The following is a 16,055-nucleotide window of genomic DNA, read 5'->3' on the forward strand; positions in this document are numbered from 1 at the left end:
TGACGCGCATCAAGGAGTTGGCCGGCAGCCTGCCGTTGAATACAGCACGTCCAAAAGGAAGAAATCCATGTTCCGCATCTCCCAGTACATGCAGGAAATTGCCGATCCGACGCCGCTCGGCCCGAAGCGCAATCCGCCCGGCCCGGTGGTGATCTGGAACCTGATCCGGCGCTGCAACCTGACCTGCAAGCATTGTTATTCGATCTCGGCCGACACCAACTTTCCCGGCGAGCTGACCACCGATCAGGTTTTCACGGTGATGGACGACCTCAAGGCATTCCACGTCCCGGTGCTCATCCTCTCCGGCGGCGAGCCTTTGCTGCGGCCGGATATTTTCGATATCGCCAAGCGGGCCAAGGCCAAGGGGTTCTACGTTGGCTTGTCGTCGAACGGTACGCTGATCGACGAAAGCAATATTGCCCGGATTGCCGAATGCGACTTCAACTACGTCGGGGTATCGCTCGACGGCATCGGCGCGACGCACGACAAGTTCCGCCGTCTGGACGGCGCCTTTGCTGCCTCGCTGAAGGGTATCCGGCTGTGCCGCGACCTCGGCCTGAAAATCGGCGTCCGCTACACGATGACGCAGGACAACGCGCACGACCTGCCGGGCCTGCTCAGGCTGGTCGAGGACGAGGGCATCGACCGCTTCTATTTCTCGCATCTGAATTACGCCGGGCGCGGCAACAAGAACCGCAAGGACGACGCGCAGCACCAGCTGACGCGGCAGGCGATGGACCTGTTGTTCGATACCTGCTGGGATTACCAGCAGCGCGGGCTGAACAAGGAATTCACCACCGGCAACAACGACGCCGACGGCGTCTATTTTCTGCACTGGGTACGCCGGCGTTTTCCGGAGCAGGCGGCGCATGTCGAGGCCAAGCTGCGCCAGTGGGGCGGCAACTCATCGGGCGTCAATGTCGCCAACATCGATAACCTCGGCAATGTGCATCCGGACACCATGTGGTGGCACCACAATCTGGGCAACGTCAAGGAGCGGCCGTTCTCGCAGATCTGGCCGGACACCTCGGATCCGCTGATGGCCGGCCTCAAGCAGCACCCGCGGGCGGTCAAGGGACGCTGCGGCGAATGCGCCTACCGGCAGATCTGCAACGGCAACACTCGGGTGCGGGCGCAACAAATGACCGGTGATGCCTGGGCGGAAGACCCGGGCTGCTACCTGGCCGATGAGGAAATTGCATCATGAACTGGAAGATCCTGATTCCAGCCGGCTTTGCCGTCTATTTCCTGTTCGGCATGGCGCAGCTGGCGGAAGCGGCCGATGCCCCGGCCAATTTCAAACAGCATTGTGCTTCCTGCCATGGCGCCGACCGTCTGGGCGGCATCGGCCCGGCCCTGCTGCCGGAAAACCTCGGCCGCCTGCGCAAACCGGAGGCCGAGAAAGTCATTCGTGACGGCCGCCCGGCGACCCAGATGCTGGGCGTTGGCGACAAGCTGTCGGCCGACGAAATCAAGGCGCTGGTCGATTACGCCTATGCCCCGATCAAGCCGATGCCGGCCTGGGGCGAGAAGGAAATCACCGCCTCGCGGATCGTCAATTACGCACCGGGCAGCCTGCCCGACAAGCCGCAATTCGCCGCCGATCCGCTCAACCTGTTTGTCGTCGTCGAAACCGGCGATCACCACGTATCCATTCTCGACGGCGACAAGCTCGAACCGATCCATCGCTTCCAGTCGCGCTTCGCCCTGCACGGCGGGCCGAAATTCACGCCGGACGGGCGCTACGTCTTCTTCGCCTCACGCGACGGCTGGATCACCAAGTTCGACCTGTGGAACCTCAAGGTCATCGCCGAAGTGCGGGCCGGCATCAACACCCGCAACGCGGCGGTCTCCGGCGACGGCAAGTGGGTGGCGGTGGCCAACTACCTGCCGCACAGCCTGGTCATCCTCGATGCCGACCTCAATCTGAAGAAAATCCTGCCGGTCGCCGACAAGGACGGCAAGGTGAGCTCGCGGGTTTCCGCCGTCTATGATGCGGCGCCGCGCCAGAGCTTCGTCGCCGCGTTGAAGGACGTCAAGGAGGTGTGGGAGGTCTCCTACAACCCGAAGGCGGATGACATTCCGGCCGGCATGATCCATGACTTCAAGTACCGCGAAGGCGCCTTCATTCCCGGTTTTCTGAACCCGCAGCGCACGCAGCTCGACGATTACCTCGACGACTTCTACTTCACGCAGGGTTACGACGAGGTGATGGGCGCCTCGCGTAACGACGCCAAGAGCGCCGTCAGCGGCCAGGTAGTCAATCTCGATGCGCGCAAGAAAATCGCCGATCTCGAACTGCCCGGCATGCCGCACCTCGGTTCTGGCATCAGCTGGGCCTGGCAAGGTAAAACCGTGATGGCGACGCCGAATCTCAACGAGGGCCTGATCAGCATCATCGACATGCAGACCTGGCAGACCATCAAGCAGATCAAGACGCGCGGCCCCGGCTTCTTCATGCGCAGCCACGAAAACAGCCGCTACGCCTGGACCGATTCGATGATGAGCAAGGAGTTCAAGGACACCATGCAGATCATCGACAAGGAAAAGCTCGAAATCGTCGCCGAACTCAAGCCCGAGCCAGGCAAGACTTTTGCCCACGTCGAATTCACCCGCGACGGCAAATACGTGCTGGCCAGCCTGTGGGAAAACGACGGCGCGCTGATCATCTACGACGCCGCGACGCTGAAGGAAGTGAAGCGCTTGCCGATGAACAAGCCGGTCGGCAAGTACAACGTGTGGAACAAGATCAGCAAGTCGGAGGGGACGAGTCACTGAGGACGGATGATCGGCGGCGGCCTGAGCTTGTTGCGGCCGCGGGCGGTCAGAGAGTTATTTGGGACGGCTCTGTGCCCTTTGCAGACGTAGGCAGATTTGGAAAGCGGTCGTTCAGGAACATTTGAAATGAGGGCCTGCGCGGCTTTTCGCGCAGGCCCGGTGAAATGAGGGGGCTGCTTGCGCTAAATGCTTTTTGCATTTCCATTTTCAGTAGCCAAACGAGGGCGCGACTTCAATTGGTTCAATAATCCAGGCCACGTGCCAACCTGGCGTATCAGCAGTGGCAGAACGCTTAGGAACAGGTGTGTACCGTCATAGAACTCGCTAGCAATTCGCATGACTTCCCTTTCATCGAGTTGCCTGATTGAACGATACTGAAGCAGAGCATCCGGGTCTCGGTGGGCAATGGTGGCGTTTCGTAAGAACGAGAACTGCTTTTGCGCCTTCTGCTGAGCAGTGCGAACCGTCCGGAGTGCTTGCGTAGCCAGACGTTTAGCCTCATCAGGAACACCTGCATTTTCAAGTGCGGTTCGCAATTTCGCGCCCGCCACCTTATCCATGTCGAGTTCATGAATGGTAAGGAGAATGATTCGGGCACAAAGAGAGCGCTTCCATGGATCTGGGTGAGTAAGCGCATCGATCTTTACGGACTGCATGTCTCTGTCTGCGATGAGAAAGAATAATCCGAGATTGAGTAGGATGGCAGAGGATTCAAAGCCGTATCTCCGGCTCTTCGCGGTCTGCCTTGCAAGTTCAGCGAGCGCGCTCGCAACAGCCCTCTCCCTTTCCCGTTCCTTGAACGGGAGTACGCGCCGCATCATGAACCGAGCGACACTTCTGCCGTTAGCACGCATGCGGAGCCGGACGTACCTCTCTATCAGAGGCGGGTTCTGTGCAAGCAGCTTTCGTTGCTCGGTCATCGCTAGGTCAAGCAGCCCAACGTGGAGTTGAGGCGCCTGCGCGGCTTTTCGCGCAGGTCGCCTCGAACGAAGGGTTAGGCTTAGTGCACATGGATCACTTAATGTAATTCGGCAGCGGGGGGCTGAAGGTTTTGAATAACTTTTGAATCAAAGTGCTTAGCGAGTGCGACTATTGCCGTTCGGGCATTGGACACAACAGTAAATTCGACGGATATTTTTTGTCCCGCAGTTGCCCCAAAAGTTGGGAAGCGCTGACAGAAATCAGCGTCGGCAATTCCACCATGATGTACGAGTAAATGGCGTAACTCGAAGTAGGGAAGTGCTGCATCAAGAATGGCAGGGGTAATTCCCAGTCCAAGTTTTGAATCCATGGACTGAATGAGAGATTTTGTATTTTTTTCGTCTTCAAGCTTGCGGAATATTGACCTTGCAACAATATGAACTACGTTGTCCCAGTTTCCAGCGGCGAGTAAATCATTGGCCTCTACTGACACTTTGTGGGAGCCAACCAAGCGGTTTGGATTAATTCCATTACGCGCAGCTAATTCCAAAATTTCTTGCATGTACTCGCTAAAGTCTTCGTATAAGTCTTTGATGTAGCCAGAACATAAGCTGGCTTTAAGGTGCCTAACAGCAAGACGTCGGTTATGGTCATTGCTTTTTCTTTTAGCAAGAGTCGGATGCTGATTTTGATTAACTGCATCAAATAGGTGTGGGCCGTTGGCTGAATGCAATGCACCGTTTCCAGATGCAATTGCGAGCACATCAACTAACTCTATGTCCGCAACAAAATGATCCGCGCGGCTCAGAAATTTATGAAGATATTTTGTTTTTGCCATTTTGTGAGATGGAGGAGTGAGCAATGTTGAGAAGCCTAACAGTTATTCACGAGCAGAAACGTCCGGGTTATTGCCAATAATACGGACACGATTGAGTCGCCGGTAAGGCTTTGAATGACATAGGGATTATTCCATGCGGGTCTCCTTATCAATCAGCAATCATACGGACAGAGCCGATGTCCGTTTTGGAGAGTTTTCTTGAGAGACCGCTCCTGGCCGGTTTGCGACGTCGCTCAAGAATAGTCAGAATGGGCTCCTAATACTTGAGATTGGCGCATTCCTTGGATCATTGGCGGATACTCAGCCAAATTGCGGCTTGTCCAATCACTTCAATTTATAGTGATCTTCTGTCTTCTATGATGGATTCGTCTTCAAAATCCGCGCTGCCATCGAATCAGCTATTGCTATGTGTTGGAGCTGATTGGAATGGAACGTGCGCTCGGCTTCTGCGCTTTGCGCGTTCCTGTTCCGCCGATGACTGGCAGACTGTTGGGCTGCCGGTTGCCGTGGTACTCGGGCGCTCGGGGCTTGCTTGGGGGCGGGGGCTGCATTCCCGGCAGGTCATTGAGGGAGAGCGCCAGAAGCGCGAAGGCGATAGCTGCGCGCCGGCCGGTATTTTCGCGATCACCGCGTTGTTCGGTGATGCCGCGCCGGACAGCGCTTTCGCTCGCGCCGCCAAGCTGCCTTACCGGCAGGCCACACCGGACCTCAAGGCTATCGACGACCCGGCTTCGGCGCATTACAACCGCATCGTCGATCAGTCATCCATAGCGCAGCCCGACTGGGCTTCCTGTGAGGACATGTTGCGTAGCGACCAGCGCTATGCCGTGGGGGCGGTGGTGGCGCATAACAGCGAGCCGCCGGCGCCGGGTGCCGGGTCGTGCATTTTTCTGCATGTTTGGGAGTCCGAAGGTGTGCCGACGGCCGGGTGTACGGCGATGTCGCTGGCCGACATGACGGCGATTGCCGGTTGGCTGGACGGTGCGGCGGCGCCGCTGCTGGTGCAGTTGCCGCAAGCCGAGTACGAGCGCTGGCGCGAGGCCTGGGGATTACCGCAGTTCGTGTCATAGGGCCGAGCCTCGAACCGCGCCAGGGCGGCGCGGTGACAGCCTCTGGCTAGCCGGCTAGACTGGCGGCCTTTCAACTTTCCCGCCGGTCCGCCAGTGCTCAATCGAATCTGGGTCGCTTTCATCCTCGTCGGCTTTGCTGCGGCGGTGGTCCAGTTGCTGCAAGGCGACCTGGAAATCTTCACGCGTGTGCTGACCGGGTTGTTCGATACGGCGAAGACCGGTTTCGATATTTCGCTCGGGCTGGTCGGCGTGATGAGCCTGTGGCTGGGGGTGATGAAGATCGGCGAACGGGGCGGGCTGATCCAGCTTTTCGGTCGGGCGCTGGGGCCGTTCTTTCGCCGCGTCTTTCCCGATATCCCGGGCGGCCATCCGGCCAGTGGCAGCATCGTGATGAATGTCAGCGCCAATATCCTCGGCCTCGACAACGCGGCGACGCCGCTTGGCCTGAAGGCGATGCGCGAGTTGCAGGAGATCAATCCGCACAAGGACACGGCGAGCAACCCGATGATCATGTTCCTGGTCCTCAACACGGCCGGCATCACGCTGATTCCGACCTCGGTGATCGCCATCCGCCAGAGCATCGCGCTGAAGCAGGGGCTGGTCGGCTTCAACGCCGCCGACATCTTTTTGCCGACCCTGCTCGGCACCTTCGTCTCGTTCTGCGCCGGGCTGGTGGCGGTCGCCATCTGGCAGCGCATCAACTTGTTCTGCCGGCCGGTGCTGGCCTTCTTCGCCGGCTTTGTCGGGTTGATGGGCGGGCTGTACTGGTGGCTGGGCAGTCTGCCGCCGGAGCAGATGGCGCAGATGATCGGCCTGCTTGGTAGCGGCCTGATCGTCTCGATCATCGTGCTGTTCGTTGTCGTCGCGGCCTGGCGCGGCATCGATGCCTACGAGAGTTTTGTCGAGGGGGCCAAGGAGGGCTTTGGCGTCGCGGTGCAGATCATTCCCTACCTGATCGCCATGCTGGTGGCGATTTCGGTTTTTCGTACCACCGGCTGCATGGATTACGTCATCGAGGCCATCCGCCGCGCCGTGCTGGCGGTCGGCCTGAACGACGATTTCGTGCCGGCGCTGCCGGTCGGCCTGATGAAGACGCTGAGCGGCAGCGGCGCGCGCGGCCTGATGGTCGATGTGATGACGACCTACGGCGTCGATTCCTTCCAGGGCAAGCTGGCGGCGATCATCCAGGGTTCGACGGAAACGACCTTCTACGTGCTGGCCGTCTATTTCGGCAGCGTCAATATCACCAAGACCCGCTACGCCCTGGCCTGCGGCCTGATCGCCGACGCCGTCGGGCTGGTCGGGGCGATTCTCATCGGTTACGCCTTCTATCATTGAAGGGGGGCTTAACGGGAGGCCAATTCCCCGTTACAATCGCGCCCCTTCGTCGACGTATGAAGCAAGTGCATCTCCGGATGCCGCAGCCTTGGTGGTGAAATTGGTAGACACGCTATCTTGAGGGGGTAGTGGCGCAAGCTGTGCGAGTTCGAGTCTCGCCCAAGGCACCAAATGCTTTACGTCTCAGGCCGACCGGCCTTTTTGTCCGGATTCCATCGGTAACCGTAAAAATCGGCGAAAATTGCAGTCCCCTTAGCCCGAGAAGCCCTGCAGCCGTGTCTTCCATCGTCTTGTTCAACAAGCCCTACGGTGTTCTCAGCCAGTTCACGCCGGAAGGCAAGTGGCGGGCGCTCGACGCGTTCATTCCGGTCAAGGATGTGTACGTAGCCGGTCGGCTCGATGCCGACAGCGAAGGGCTGCTGATCCTGACCGACGACGGCAAGCTGCAGGCGAAGATCGCCGACCCGAAACACAAGCTGGAAAAGACCTATTGGGTGCAGGTCGAGGGCGTGCCGGACGAGGCGGCGCTGGACCGGCTGCGCGCCGGTATCAAGCTTTCGGATTTCACCGCGCGGCCGGCCAGGGCCAGGCTGATCGACGAACCGGCCGGGTTGTGGCCGCGCGATCCGCCGATCCGCTTTCGCGCGGCGATCCCGACTTCATGGCTGGAAATCCGTATCAGTGAAGGCAAGAATCGCCAGGTCAGGCGAATGACAGCAGCCATCGGTTATCCTACGCTGCGTCTGATACGGGCTGCCATCGGGGCGGCGACGCTGGACGGTCTGGCGCTCGGTGAATGGCGACGGATCGACGGCAGTTACCAGGATTTGCAAGGAAAATTCAATGAATAAAATCGTCTTGGCAGCGCTTTGCGGCCTAACGTTCAGTGCCGCCGGCTGGGGGCAGAGCGCCATGCCGGTGTTGGAGCTGAATGCCGGTCTTCACCGCATCGAGGCCGAAGTGGCGGCGAGCGACCAGAACCGCCAGATCGGCCTGATGAATCGCACGGCGATGGCGCCGCAGCGCGGCATGCTCTTCGTCTTCCCGCAGGAAAACACCCACTGCATGTGGATGCGCAACACGCTGATCCCGCTTTCGGTGGCCTTCCTCGATGCCGAGGGCACCATCATCAATATCGAGAACATGCAGCCGCAGACCGAGAACAACCACTGCGCCAAGGTGCCGGCCCGCTATGCGCTGGAAATGAATCTCGGCTGGTTCGCCCAGCGCGGCATCAAGCCCGGCGCCAAGCTGAAGGGGATCGACAAGGCGCCACGTCCGCAGTGAGCCGGCGCAGTGGCTGGTATCGACGCTTTCGCGGTGCCGCCCCGGAACCCTGCCTGCGTTCCTGGCTAACCGAGCCGGGCTCGCTGACCGCCCGCTGCCAGCGCCAGTGCACTGATTTCCGGGTGCGCCTGCTGGCTCAGGGCAGAGGGGCGACGCTGGCCGACGAAGGGGGCGACCGGGCATTGGTCGAGGTACGCGAAGTCGTTCTCGAATGCGACGGCGTCCCGGTGATTTTTGCCCACACCACGCTGTCTGCCGCCGCCAATGGTCGTCTGACCCGCTGGCTGTCCCGTCTCGGCACGCGTTCGCTGGGTTCGCTGCTGTTTTTCTTTCCCGGCTTTCAGCGCGGGGTGATCGAGTATCGGCGGTTGGACCGGCGTCATCCGCTTTATCGGCGGGCCGCCACGCTCGGGGCATTCGGCGAGTATCTCTGGGCGCGCCGCTCAGCGCACCGTTTCGGCGGGCAGCAGGTGCTGGTCACCGAAGTCTTTCTGCCGGAAATTCTTCGCCTGAAATGAAAAACCCTCGCCGCGGCGAGGGTTTTGTCTTTTAGCTGAGCCGAATCAGGCGAAATTGGCTTCCGCGAACGACCAGTTGACCAGGTTGTTCAGGAAGGTTTCGACAAACTTCGGACGGGCATTGCGGTAATCGATGTAGTAGGCGTGTTCCCAGACATCGACACAGAGCAGGGCCTTGTCGCCGGTGGTCAGCGGGGTGCCGGCGGCGCCCATGTTGACGATGTCGATGGAGCCGTCAGCCTTCTTGACCAGCCAGGTCCAGCCGGAACCGAAGTTGCCGACGGCGGAGGTCTGGAAGGCGGTTTTGAAGGCGTCCAGCGAACCCCACTTGGCGTCGATTGCGGCAGCCAGCGCGCCGGCCGGTGCGCCACCACCGTTCGGCTTCAGACAGTTCCAGAAGAAGGTGTGGTTCCAGACCTGCGCTGCGTTGTTGTACACGCCGCCAGCCGGAGCCTTCTTGACGATGGCTTCGAGATCGAGGTTTTCGTACTCGGTACCCTTGATCAGGTTGTTCAGGTTGGTGACGTAGGCCTGGTGGTGCTTGGCGTAGTGGTAATCAAAGGTCTCGGCCGACATGTGCGGGGCGAGGGCATCTTTGGCGAACGGTAGCTGGGGCAGTTGGTGTTCCATTTATTTTCTCCGTTGTATTGAGGGGTAAATCAAAAATTCTAGTCAGCTTCGGGCGGTGCGACAACTTTATCGACGACGACGCTGGCCGCTCCCCGGGCAAAGCTCAGGCGGAGCATCTCGCCGGGAGTCAAGGCGGTAGCGTCGCGAACGGCGCGCCCGTTCCGGTCAATGGCCAGAGCATAACCCCGGGCGAGTACTGCGCTCGGGTCAAGTTGGCTGAGACCACTGGTCAGGGAATTAAGTTTCGCCGCATGCTGGGAAATTTGCCAGTGGGTCAGATGATTCAAGCGGTAGTGCAGGTGTGTAAGGTGTTCGCCCTGCTTGCGCGGCTGCGGCCGGGCGGCGTTGAGGCGTTGCCGGAAAATGTTCAGGCGCAGCTGGCCGGCTTCGCTCCGGTAGCGCAGCGCGTGGTGCAGACGATGGGTAAGCGCCTGAAGGTCGAGCTTGCGCTGGGCGATACGCTCGGCCGGGTGAAGCAGTCGGGTGGCGAGCCAGTCGAGGCGCTGCTGGCGTTCGGCCAAAGAGCGTTCCAGGCGCCGGAATAACTGGCTTTGCAGCCCGTCCAGCCGGGCGAGCAGGGCGTCGCGGTCGGGGCTGACCAATTCGGCTGCGGCGGTCGGGGTCGGGGCGCGCAGGTCGGCCGCGAAGTCGGCAATGGTGAAATCGGTTTCGTGCCCGACACCGGTAATGACCGGGATGGTCGAGGCGCGAATGGCCCGGGCGACGCACTCCTCGTTGAAGGCCCAGAGGTCTTCAATGCTGCCGCCACCGCGACAGAGGATGATGGCGTCGCAGTCCAGGGCGTTGCCCTGGGCCAGTGCGGCGGCAATCTTTTCGCCGGCTCCTTCGCCCTGAACCGGGCAGGGGAAGAGCGTCAGGCGCAGATGCGGCGCCCGGCGGTGGAGTGTGCTCAGGACATCACGCAGTGCCGCAGCCTGCAGACTGGTGACGATGGCCAGATGGCGGGGGAAGTCGGGCAGTGGTCGCTTGTTTTCCGCGGCAAACAGGCCTTCGCTTTCCAGTTGGGCCTTGAGGCGCAGGAAGCGCTCGAACAGGTCGCCCTGGCCGGCCCGGCGAATGGCTTCGACATTCAGCTGGAATTCGCCGCGCGGTTCGTAAAACGAGACGAGGACGCGCGCTTCGATCTTCTGGCCGTTTTCCAGGCGCCAGCCGAGCAGTTGTGCCCGGCTGCGCCACATGACGCAGCGCACCTGGGCGCTGGCATCCTTCAGTGAAAAATAGACGTGACCCGACGCCGCGTATGTCAGGTTGGAAATTTCGCCGCCAATCCAGGTGAGCGGAAAGGCGCTCTCCAGGCATTCGCGAACCAGACGGTTCAGGGCGGAGACGGAGAGTATGGAATTATTGACAGGTGGTATAGGGCTGACCATCGGCCGATTGTAACCCGAAGGCCTCCTTGGTGGGCGTGGCCTTGACACGGCGTGAATTTTTCAAGTTATTGATTATTATAGATTTAAACTAGTTGCCTTGTTTTTTGGCAGAGCAAGAAAAATCCTTTGCCGGGCTGGGTTTAGCGCAGTTGATGACAAGTCATTCACAGACTTATCCACAGCTTTTGGGGATAAGCGGTATACGCCCGGATTTTGCTGCGGCAAATTGTCGCTTGCCCCTGTTACTCAGGCGAGGCAAAATCCCGGGTTAAATTTCCAGCGAGGATTCCCCACGTGTTTGCAATCGTTCAGGCTGCCGGTTGGCCCATCTGGCCTCTGCTTTTGGCCTCCATCATTTCCGTTGCCCTGATTATCGAACGCCTGGTTGCCTTGCGGCGGAGCAAGGTCGTGCCGCATGGCCTGCTCCAGCGCTCGGTCGGCGAATTCAAGCGCGGTGCCAATAACGACAAGCTGCTCGACGATCTGGAGCGCCATTCGCCGCTCGGCCGCGTGTTGTCGGCCGGCTTGCGCAACGTTGGCAATTCCCGCGAGATCATGAAGGAATCGATCGAGGAAGCCGGCGCGGCGGTTGCTCACGAGTTGAGCCGCTATCTGACGACGCTCGGCACCATCGCTTCGATCAGCCCGCTGATGGGGCTTTTTGGCACGGTTGTCGGGATGATCGAGATTTTCGGTTCGCAGGCCCCGACCGGCGGTAATCCGCAGCAACTGGCACACGGCATCGCGATGGCGCTCTACAACACCGGTTTCGGTATCTTCATTGCCATTCCGAGCATGATCTTCTGGCGGCATTTCCGCGCGCTGGTCGATGGCTACGTGGTGGAGATGGAGCAGCAGGCGGTCCGTCTTGTCGAATACATGCATGGTGACCGGAAGTAAGCCATGAATTTCCAGCGTGGGCGTAGCCGGGAAGAGCCGGAAATCAATTTGATCCCGATGATCGACGTGTTGCTGGTCATCATCATTTTTCTGATGCTGACGACGACCTATTCGAAATTCTCCGGTCTGGAAATCAACCTGCCGACGGCGGACGCCAGCAAGCAGGCGGAACAGCCGAACGAGATCGATGTGGCGGTAACGGCCTCCGGTCAGATTCTCGTCAATAAGTCGCCGTTGGCCGCCACCGACGTCAAGGGGATTTCCGAAGCCCTGCAGCGGGCCGCCGGGACGCGCGCCGATCCGGTGATCGTCATCAATGCCGATGCCAAGGCGACGCACCAGAGCGTGGTTGATGTCATGCAGGCGGCGCAGACCGCTGGCTACCCGCATATTTCGTTCGCCACCCAAGCGCCACGCTGATGCTGGCAGGCTGGCTGCAGCGTCAATGGTTTGAGCAACGCCGGCTTTCGCCGGCGTTGTGGCTTTTGCTGCCGCTGCTTTTGCCGCTCGCCGGGCTGTTCGTTTTTCTCGCCTGGGTGAATCGTCGGCAGGCCCGGCCGGTGCGCTTGCCGGTGCCGGTCGTCGTGGTTGGCAATATCACCGTCGGGGGCGCCGGCAAGACGCCGCTGACCATCTGGCTGGCCGGCCAGTTGAGCGCTGGCGGCTGGCGACCGGGCATCGTCAGCCGGGGGTACGGCGCCAGCAACGCGCAAGCCCGTCCGGTGCTGCCGACTTCGTCGCCCGCCGAAGTCGGCGACGAGCCGATTCTGCTGGCCCGCCGCAGCGGCCGGCCGGTCTGGGTCGGACGTGATCGGGTGGCGGCTGGCCAAGCCTTGCTGGCCGCGCATCCCGAAGTGAATATCGTGCTGTGCGACGATGGTCTGCAGCATTACCGGCTGGCACGCGATGTCGAGCTGGCCGTCTTCGACGGTCGGGGCGCCGGCAACGGCTGGCGTTTGCCGCTCGGGCCGTTGCGCGAATCCTTGAGCCGTCTGGCGACGGTCGACGCCGTTGTCTGCAATGGCTTGCCTGACAGCCGGATTGCCGAAGCGGTGACGCAGTTCGCCATGCGCCTGCGGGCTGAAAATTTCTACCGGCTTGACGATTCCCGGCAGACCTGCGGCGCCGGGTCCTTGGTCGGACGAAAGCTCTACGCCCTTGCCGGGATTGGCGACCCGGGGCGATTTTTCCGCACCCTGGCAGGCCTGGGACTGGCTTGCGAAGAACACCCGTTTCCCGATCATCACGCCTATTCGGCTGCCGATCTGGCTTTCGCCGGTGACGGCATCCTGCTGATGACCGAGAAGGATGCAGTAAAATGCGCCGGTCTGACGGCAGGCGAAACCTGGGTTTTGCCCGTCGAGGCCGAGCTGTCGCCGGCCCTCATTGAACTTATTCTGGAGAAACTCCATGGACGCCAGGCTGCTTGATATCCTCGTCTGCCCGATTTGCAAGGGCAATCTCGAACACCGCAAAGCCGAAAAGGAATTGGTCTGCAAGCCGTGCAAACTGGCCTTCCCTATTCGCGACGACATTCCGATCATGCTTGAGGACGAGGCGAGACAACTGTCGGCGGACGGTCAGTAATGTCTGCTCTGGCCTTCAAGATCGTCATCCCGGCGCGCTACGCGTCGACCCGCTTGCCGGGCAAGCCGCTGCTCGATCTCGGCGGCAAGCCGATGATCGTCCGGGTCGCCGAGCGGGCCCGGCTTGCCGGGGCGGAAGAGATATGGGTGGCGACCGACAACCTGGAAGTGCGTGCCGCGGCCGAGGCTTATGAAGTCGCCGCGCTAATGACGCGGGCCGACCATCCGACCGGTACCGATCGCCTGGCCGAAGTGGTCGAACAGCGTGGCTGGAGTGGCGAGACCATCGTCGTCAATGTGCAGGGCGATGAGCCGCTGATCGATCCGGAAATCATCATCCAGACGGCCCGGCAACTGGCGACCAGTGGCGCCGACATCGCGACGGTGGCGCATCCGATCACCGAGGCCGGCGATTTCTTCAATCCGAACGTCGTCAAGGTGGTCTGTCGCGCCGATGGCGATGCCGCTTACTTTTCGCGGGCGCCGATTCCATATGCCCGCGATCACTTCGCCCGCGAAAATGGCGGCGAGACCTTGCCGGCCGGTTTTCCGGCCTATCGCCACGTCGGGCTTTATGCCTATCGGGCCAGCTTTTTGAAGGCTTATGCCGGATTGAGCGTAGCGCCGACCGAGCAGTTCGAATCGCTCGAGCAATTGCGGGCGCTTTGGCATGGCTATCGGATCAGTGTCGCGCTGATCGACGCGGCGCCGGCAGCGGGGGTCGATACCCCCGAAGATGCTGAGCGGATGCGCAAACTGTTTGACCGAGTTTGAAATAGCGAGTAATTTTTCTCTTTTAGAGAACGGCTGCCAACAAGGCTTTTCGAAGCCGATAATAATATTTTTCGATAGTTAAATCCGAGGGACTGTTAATGAAATTGATTCTGTTGGGCGCACCCGGCGCCGGCAAGGGTACGCAAGCCACATTCATCTCTAAAGAATTCGGCATCCCGCAAATTTCCACAGGCGATATGCTGCGCGCCCAGGTCAAGGCCGGTACGCCGCTTGGTCTGGAAGCGAAGAAACACATGGATGCCGGCGGCCTGGTGCCCGATGCCGTGATCATCGGAATGGTCAAGGACCGCCTGACCCAGGACGACTGCAAGAACGGTTACCTGTTCGACGGTTTTCCGCGCACCATTCCGCAGGCTCAGGCAATGAAGGATGCCGGCGTTCCGCTCGATTTCGTGCTCGAAATCGATGTGCCGGACAGCGATATCGTCGAACGCATGGCGGGTCGCCGGGCTCACCTGGCTTCCGGTCGCACCTATCACGTCAAGTTCAACCCGCCGAAGGTGGCTGGCAAGGACGATGTGACCGGTGAAGATCTGGTCCAGCGCGACGACGACAAGGAAGAAACGGTCCTCAAGCGTCTGGAAATCTACCATTCGCAGACCAAGCCGCTGGTCGATTTCTACAGCCAGTGGGCGGCCGCCGGCGATGCCAAGGCACCGAAAGTGCGCAAGGTGGCTGGCGTCGGCAGCGTCGATGGCATCACCAAGAGCGTTTTTGACGCGCTGAAATAGGAGAAGGAAAATGACGGTGAAAAACGCCTTCTACGCGCAGTCGGGGGGCGTCACCGCCGTCATCAATGCGACGGCGTGCGGCCTCATCCAGGAAGCGCGCCGCCATCCCGATAAAATCGGGAAAGTGCTGGCCGGTCGCGATGGCATCATCGGTGCGCTGACGGAAGACCTGATCGACACCAGCCTCGAATCCGACGCCGATATTGCCCGTCTGCGTTCTACGCCGGGCGGCGCCTTCGGTTCCTGCCGCTACAAACTGAAAAGCGTGGACGAGCATCGTGCCCAGTACGAACGCCTGATCGAGGTATTCAAGGCGCACGACATCGGTTACTTCTTCTACAACGGCGGCAACGATTCGATGGACACCGCCTGGAAGGTGTCGCAGATCGCCGAAAAAATGGGTTACCCGGTGGTTTGCGTCGGCGTTCCCAAGACCGTCGATAACGATCTGCCGTTGACCGATTGCTGCCCCGGTTTCGGTTCGGTCGCCAAATATGTCGCCACTTCGAGCCGCGAAGCGGGCTATGACGTGGCCTCGATGGCCCGCACTTCGACCAAGATTTTCGTTCTTGAAGTGATGGGCCGTCATGCTGGCTGGATCACCGCCGCCTGCGGGCTGGCTGCCGAGAATGCCGGCGAACCGCCGCACATTCTGCTGTTCCCCGAAGTGCCTTTCGATCCCGAGCGTTTCCTGGCGCGGGCGGACGAATGCGTCAAGCGCTACGGTTATTGCACCGTTGCCGTCTCCGAGGGCTTGTCGGATGCCGCGGGCAAGCTGATTGCCGAGTCCGGCAGCAAGGATGCCTTCGGTCATTCGCAGTTGGGCGGCGTTGGTCAGATCGTTGCCCAACTGATCAAGGACAGGCTCGGCTACAAGTATCACTGGGCGCTGGCCGACTATCTGCAGCGCTCGGCCCGCCATCTCGCTTCGCGGACCGATGTCGAGCAGGCGCATGCACTGGGTGTGGCGGCGGTCGATCTCGCCCTGCAGGGCAAGAATGCGGTGATGGCCACCATCAAACGCCTTTCGGACAAGCCCTACCGCTGGGAAATCGGCGATGCACCGCTGAAGGATATCGCCAACGTCGAACGCAAGATGCCGGCTGAATTCATTTCGGCCGACGGTTTTCACATTACCGATGCCTGCCGCGCCTATTTGCAGCCGCTGATCGAAGGCGAGGATCCGCCGCCGTATCGCAACGGGCTACCTGATTATGTTCGTCTGAAGAACGTGACCGTCACAAAAAAACTGGGCGCGTTCAAGGTTTGATT

The 16,055-nt window shown here is 60.4% G+C and carries 18 protein-coding genes and 1 tRNA gene; 15 read left to right on the plus strand and 4 right to left on the minus strand.

The window, feature by feature from the left end:
• Positions 1-67: 67 nt before the first annotated feature.
• The gene (gene nirJ, locus ACLIKD_RS03565; protein ID WP_226418894.1) at positions 68-1,207 is read left to right on the plus strand and encodes a heme d1 biosynthesis radical SAM protein NirJ; all 1,140 of its coding nucleotides are present in this window, start codon (positions 68-70) and stop codon (positions 1,205-1,207) included.
• Positions 1,204-2,778 carry a cytochrome D1 domain-containing protein gene (locus ACLIKD_RS03570; RefSeq protein ID WP_428827191.1) on the plus strand — a complete coding sequence of 525 codons (1,575 nt, stop codon included), beginning with the start codon at positions 1,204-1,206 and terminating at the stop codon, positions 2,776-2,778. The genes nirJ and ACLIKD_RS03570 overlap by 4 nt, the downstream gene beginning before the upstream one ends.
• 182 nt (positions 2,779-2,960) lie before the next feature.
• Here the strand turns inward: ACLIKD_RS03570 and ACLIKD_RS03575 are convergent, their stop codons facing one another.
• Both ACLIKD_RS03575 and ACLIKD_RS03580 read right to left on the minus strand, forming a co-directional pair.
• Positions 2,961-3,599, minus strand: a complete 639-nt coding sequence (locus ACLIKD_RS03575) for a hypothetical protein (protein WP_428827192.1) — start codon at positions 3,597-3,599, stop codon at positions 2,961-2,963.
• A 197-nt stretch (positions 3,600-3,796) separates the two neighbouring features.
• Positions 3,797-4,537: a hypothetical protein gene (locus tag ACLIKD_RS03580; RefSeq protein ID WP_428827193.1), complete on the minus strand. Its 741-nt coding sequence runs from the start codon at positions 4,535-4,537 to the stop codon at positions 3,797-3,799.
• A 506-nt stretch (positions 4,538-5,043) separates the two neighbouring features.
• Between ACLIKD_RS03580 and ACLIKD_RS03585 the strand changes: the two genes are divergently transcribed.
• The 6 genes from ACLIKD_RS03585 to ACLIKD_RS03610 all read left to right on the plus strand — a co-directional run bounded on the left by ACLIKD_RS03585 (position 5,044) and on the right by ACLIKD_RS03610 (position 8,750).
• A complete protein-coding gene (locus ACLIKD_RS03585; protein WP_428827194.1) occupies positions 5,044-5,607 on the plus strand; it encodes a L,D-transpeptidase family protein in 564 nt (187 codons plus the stop codon).
• A 93-nt stretch (positions 5,608-5,700) separates the two neighbouring features.
• The gene (locus ACLIKD_RS03590; protein WP_428827195.1) at positions 5,701-6,945 is read left to right on the plus strand and encodes a nucleoside recognition domain-containing protein; all 1,245 of its coding nucleotides are present in this window, start codon (positions 5,701-5,703) and stop codon (positions 6,943-6,945) included.
• 85 nt (positions 6,946-7,030) lie between these two features.
• A tRNA-Leu gene (locus ACLIKD_RS03595) sits at positions 7,031-7,115 on the plus strand.
• Positions 7,116-7,220: 105 nt separating this feature from the next.
• Entirely contained in the window at positions 7,221-7,796 is a 576-nt protein-coding gene (locus ACLIKD_RS03600; protein ID WP_428827196.1) for a pseudouridine synthase, read from the plus strand.
• Positions 7,789-8,232: a DUF192 domain-containing protein gene (locus tag ACLIKD_RS03605; RefSeq protein WP_428827197.1), complete on the plus strand. Its 444-nt coding sequence runs from the start codon at positions 7,789-7,791 to the stop codon at positions 8,230-8,232. The genes ACLIKD_RS03600 and ACLIKD_RS03605 overlap by 8 nt, the downstream gene beginning before the upstream one ends.
• Positions 8,229-8,750, plus strand: a complete 522-nt coding sequence (locus ACLIKD_RS03610) for a chorismate--pyruvate lyase family protein (RefSeq protein ID WP_428827198.1) — start codon at positions 8,229-8,231, stop codon at positions 8,748-8,750. Before ACLIKD_RS03605 ends, ACLIKD_RS03610 begins: the two co-directional genes overlap by 4 nt.
• Before the next feature lie 45 nt (positions 8,751-8,795).
• On the opposite strand, the gene ACLIKD_RS03615 is transcribed toward ACLIKD_RS03610, so the two are convergent.
• Together ACLIKD_RS03615 and xseA are read right to left on the minus strand one after the other, a co-directional pair.
• Positions 8,796-9,380: a superoxide dismutase gene (locus ACLIKD_RS03615; protein WP_428827199.1), complete on the minus strand. Its 585-nt coding sequence runs from the start codon at positions 9,378-9,380 to the stop codon at positions 8,796-8,798.
• Positions 9,381-9,418: 38 nt separating this feature from the next.
• Positions 9,419-10,771 (minus strand): exodeoxyribonuclease VII large subunit, encoded by a 1,353-nt coding sequence (xseA, locus tag ACLIKD_RS03620; RefSeq protein WP_428827200.1) that lies wholly within the window; start codon positions 10,769-10,771, stop codon positions 9,419-9,421.
• Positions 10,772-11,065: 294 nt separating this feature from the next.
• Here xseA and ACLIKD_RS03625 point away from each other — a divergent pair, with 294 nt between their 5' ends.
• The 7 genes from ACLIKD_RS03625 to ACLIKD_RS03655 all read left to right on the plus strand — a co-directional run bounded on the left by ACLIKD_RS03625 (position 11,066) and on the right by ACLIKD_RS03655 (position 16,053).
• A complete protein-coding gene (locus tag ACLIKD_RS03625; RefSeq protein WP_428827201.1) occupies positions 11,066-11,671 on the plus strand; it encodes a MotA/TolQ/ExbB proton channel family protein in 606 nt (201 codons plus the stop codon).
• A gap of 3 nt (positions 11,672-11,674) precedes the next feature.
• Positions 11,675-12,091: an ExbD/TolR family protein gene (locus ACLIKD_RS03630; RefSeq protein ID WP_226418903.1), complete on the plus strand. Its 417-nt coding sequence runs from the start codon at positions 11,675-11,677 to the stop codon at positions 12,089-12,091.
• Positions 12,091-13,101, plus strand: a complete 1,011-nt coding sequence (gene lpxK / locus ACLIKD_RS03635; protein ID WP_428827202.1) for a tetraacyldisaccharide 4'-kinase — start codon at positions 12,091-12,093, stop codon at positions 13,099-13,101. The genes ACLIKD_RS03630 and lpxK overlap by 1 nt, the downstream gene beginning before the upstream one ends.
• Entirely contained in the window at positions 13,082-13,258 is a 177-nt protein-coding gene (locus tag ACLIKD_RS03640) for a Trm112 family protein (RefSeq protein ID WP_428827203.1), read from the plus strand. Before lpxK ends, ACLIKD_RS03640 begins: the two co-directional genes overlap by 20 nt.
• Complete coding sequence (kdsB, locus tag ACLIKD_RS03645) at positions 13,258-14,031, plus strand: 3-deoxy-manno-octulosonate cytidylyltransferase (protein ID WP_428827204.1); 774 nt, start codon at positions 13,258-13,260, stop codon at positions 14,029-14,031. Before ACLIKD_RS03640 ends, kdsB begins: the two co-directional genes overlap by 1 nt.
• A gap of 98 nt (positions 14,032-14,129) precedes the next feature.
• Complete coding sequence (gene adk / locus ACLIKD_RS03650) at positions 14,130-14,783, plus strand: adenylate kinase (protein WP_226418907.1); 654 nt, start codon at positions 14,130-14,132, stop codon at positions 14,781-14,783.
• A 10-nt stretch (positions 14,784-14,793) separates the two neighbouring features.
• Positions 14,794-16,053 carry a 6-phosphofructokinase gene (locus ACLIKD_RS03655; RefSeq protein ID WP_428827205.1) on the plus strand — a complete coding sequence of 420 codons (1,260 nt, stop codon included), beginning with the start codon at positions 14,794-14,796 and terminating at the stop codon, positions 16,051-16,053.
• Positions 16,054-16,055: the final 2 nt, after the last annotated feature.

This window comes from Azonexus sp. IMCC34842 (assembly GCF_050368855.1).
Lineage (GTDB): Bacteria > Pseudomonadota > Gammaproteobacteria > Burkholderiales > Rhodocyclaceae > Azonexus > Azonexus denitrificans_A.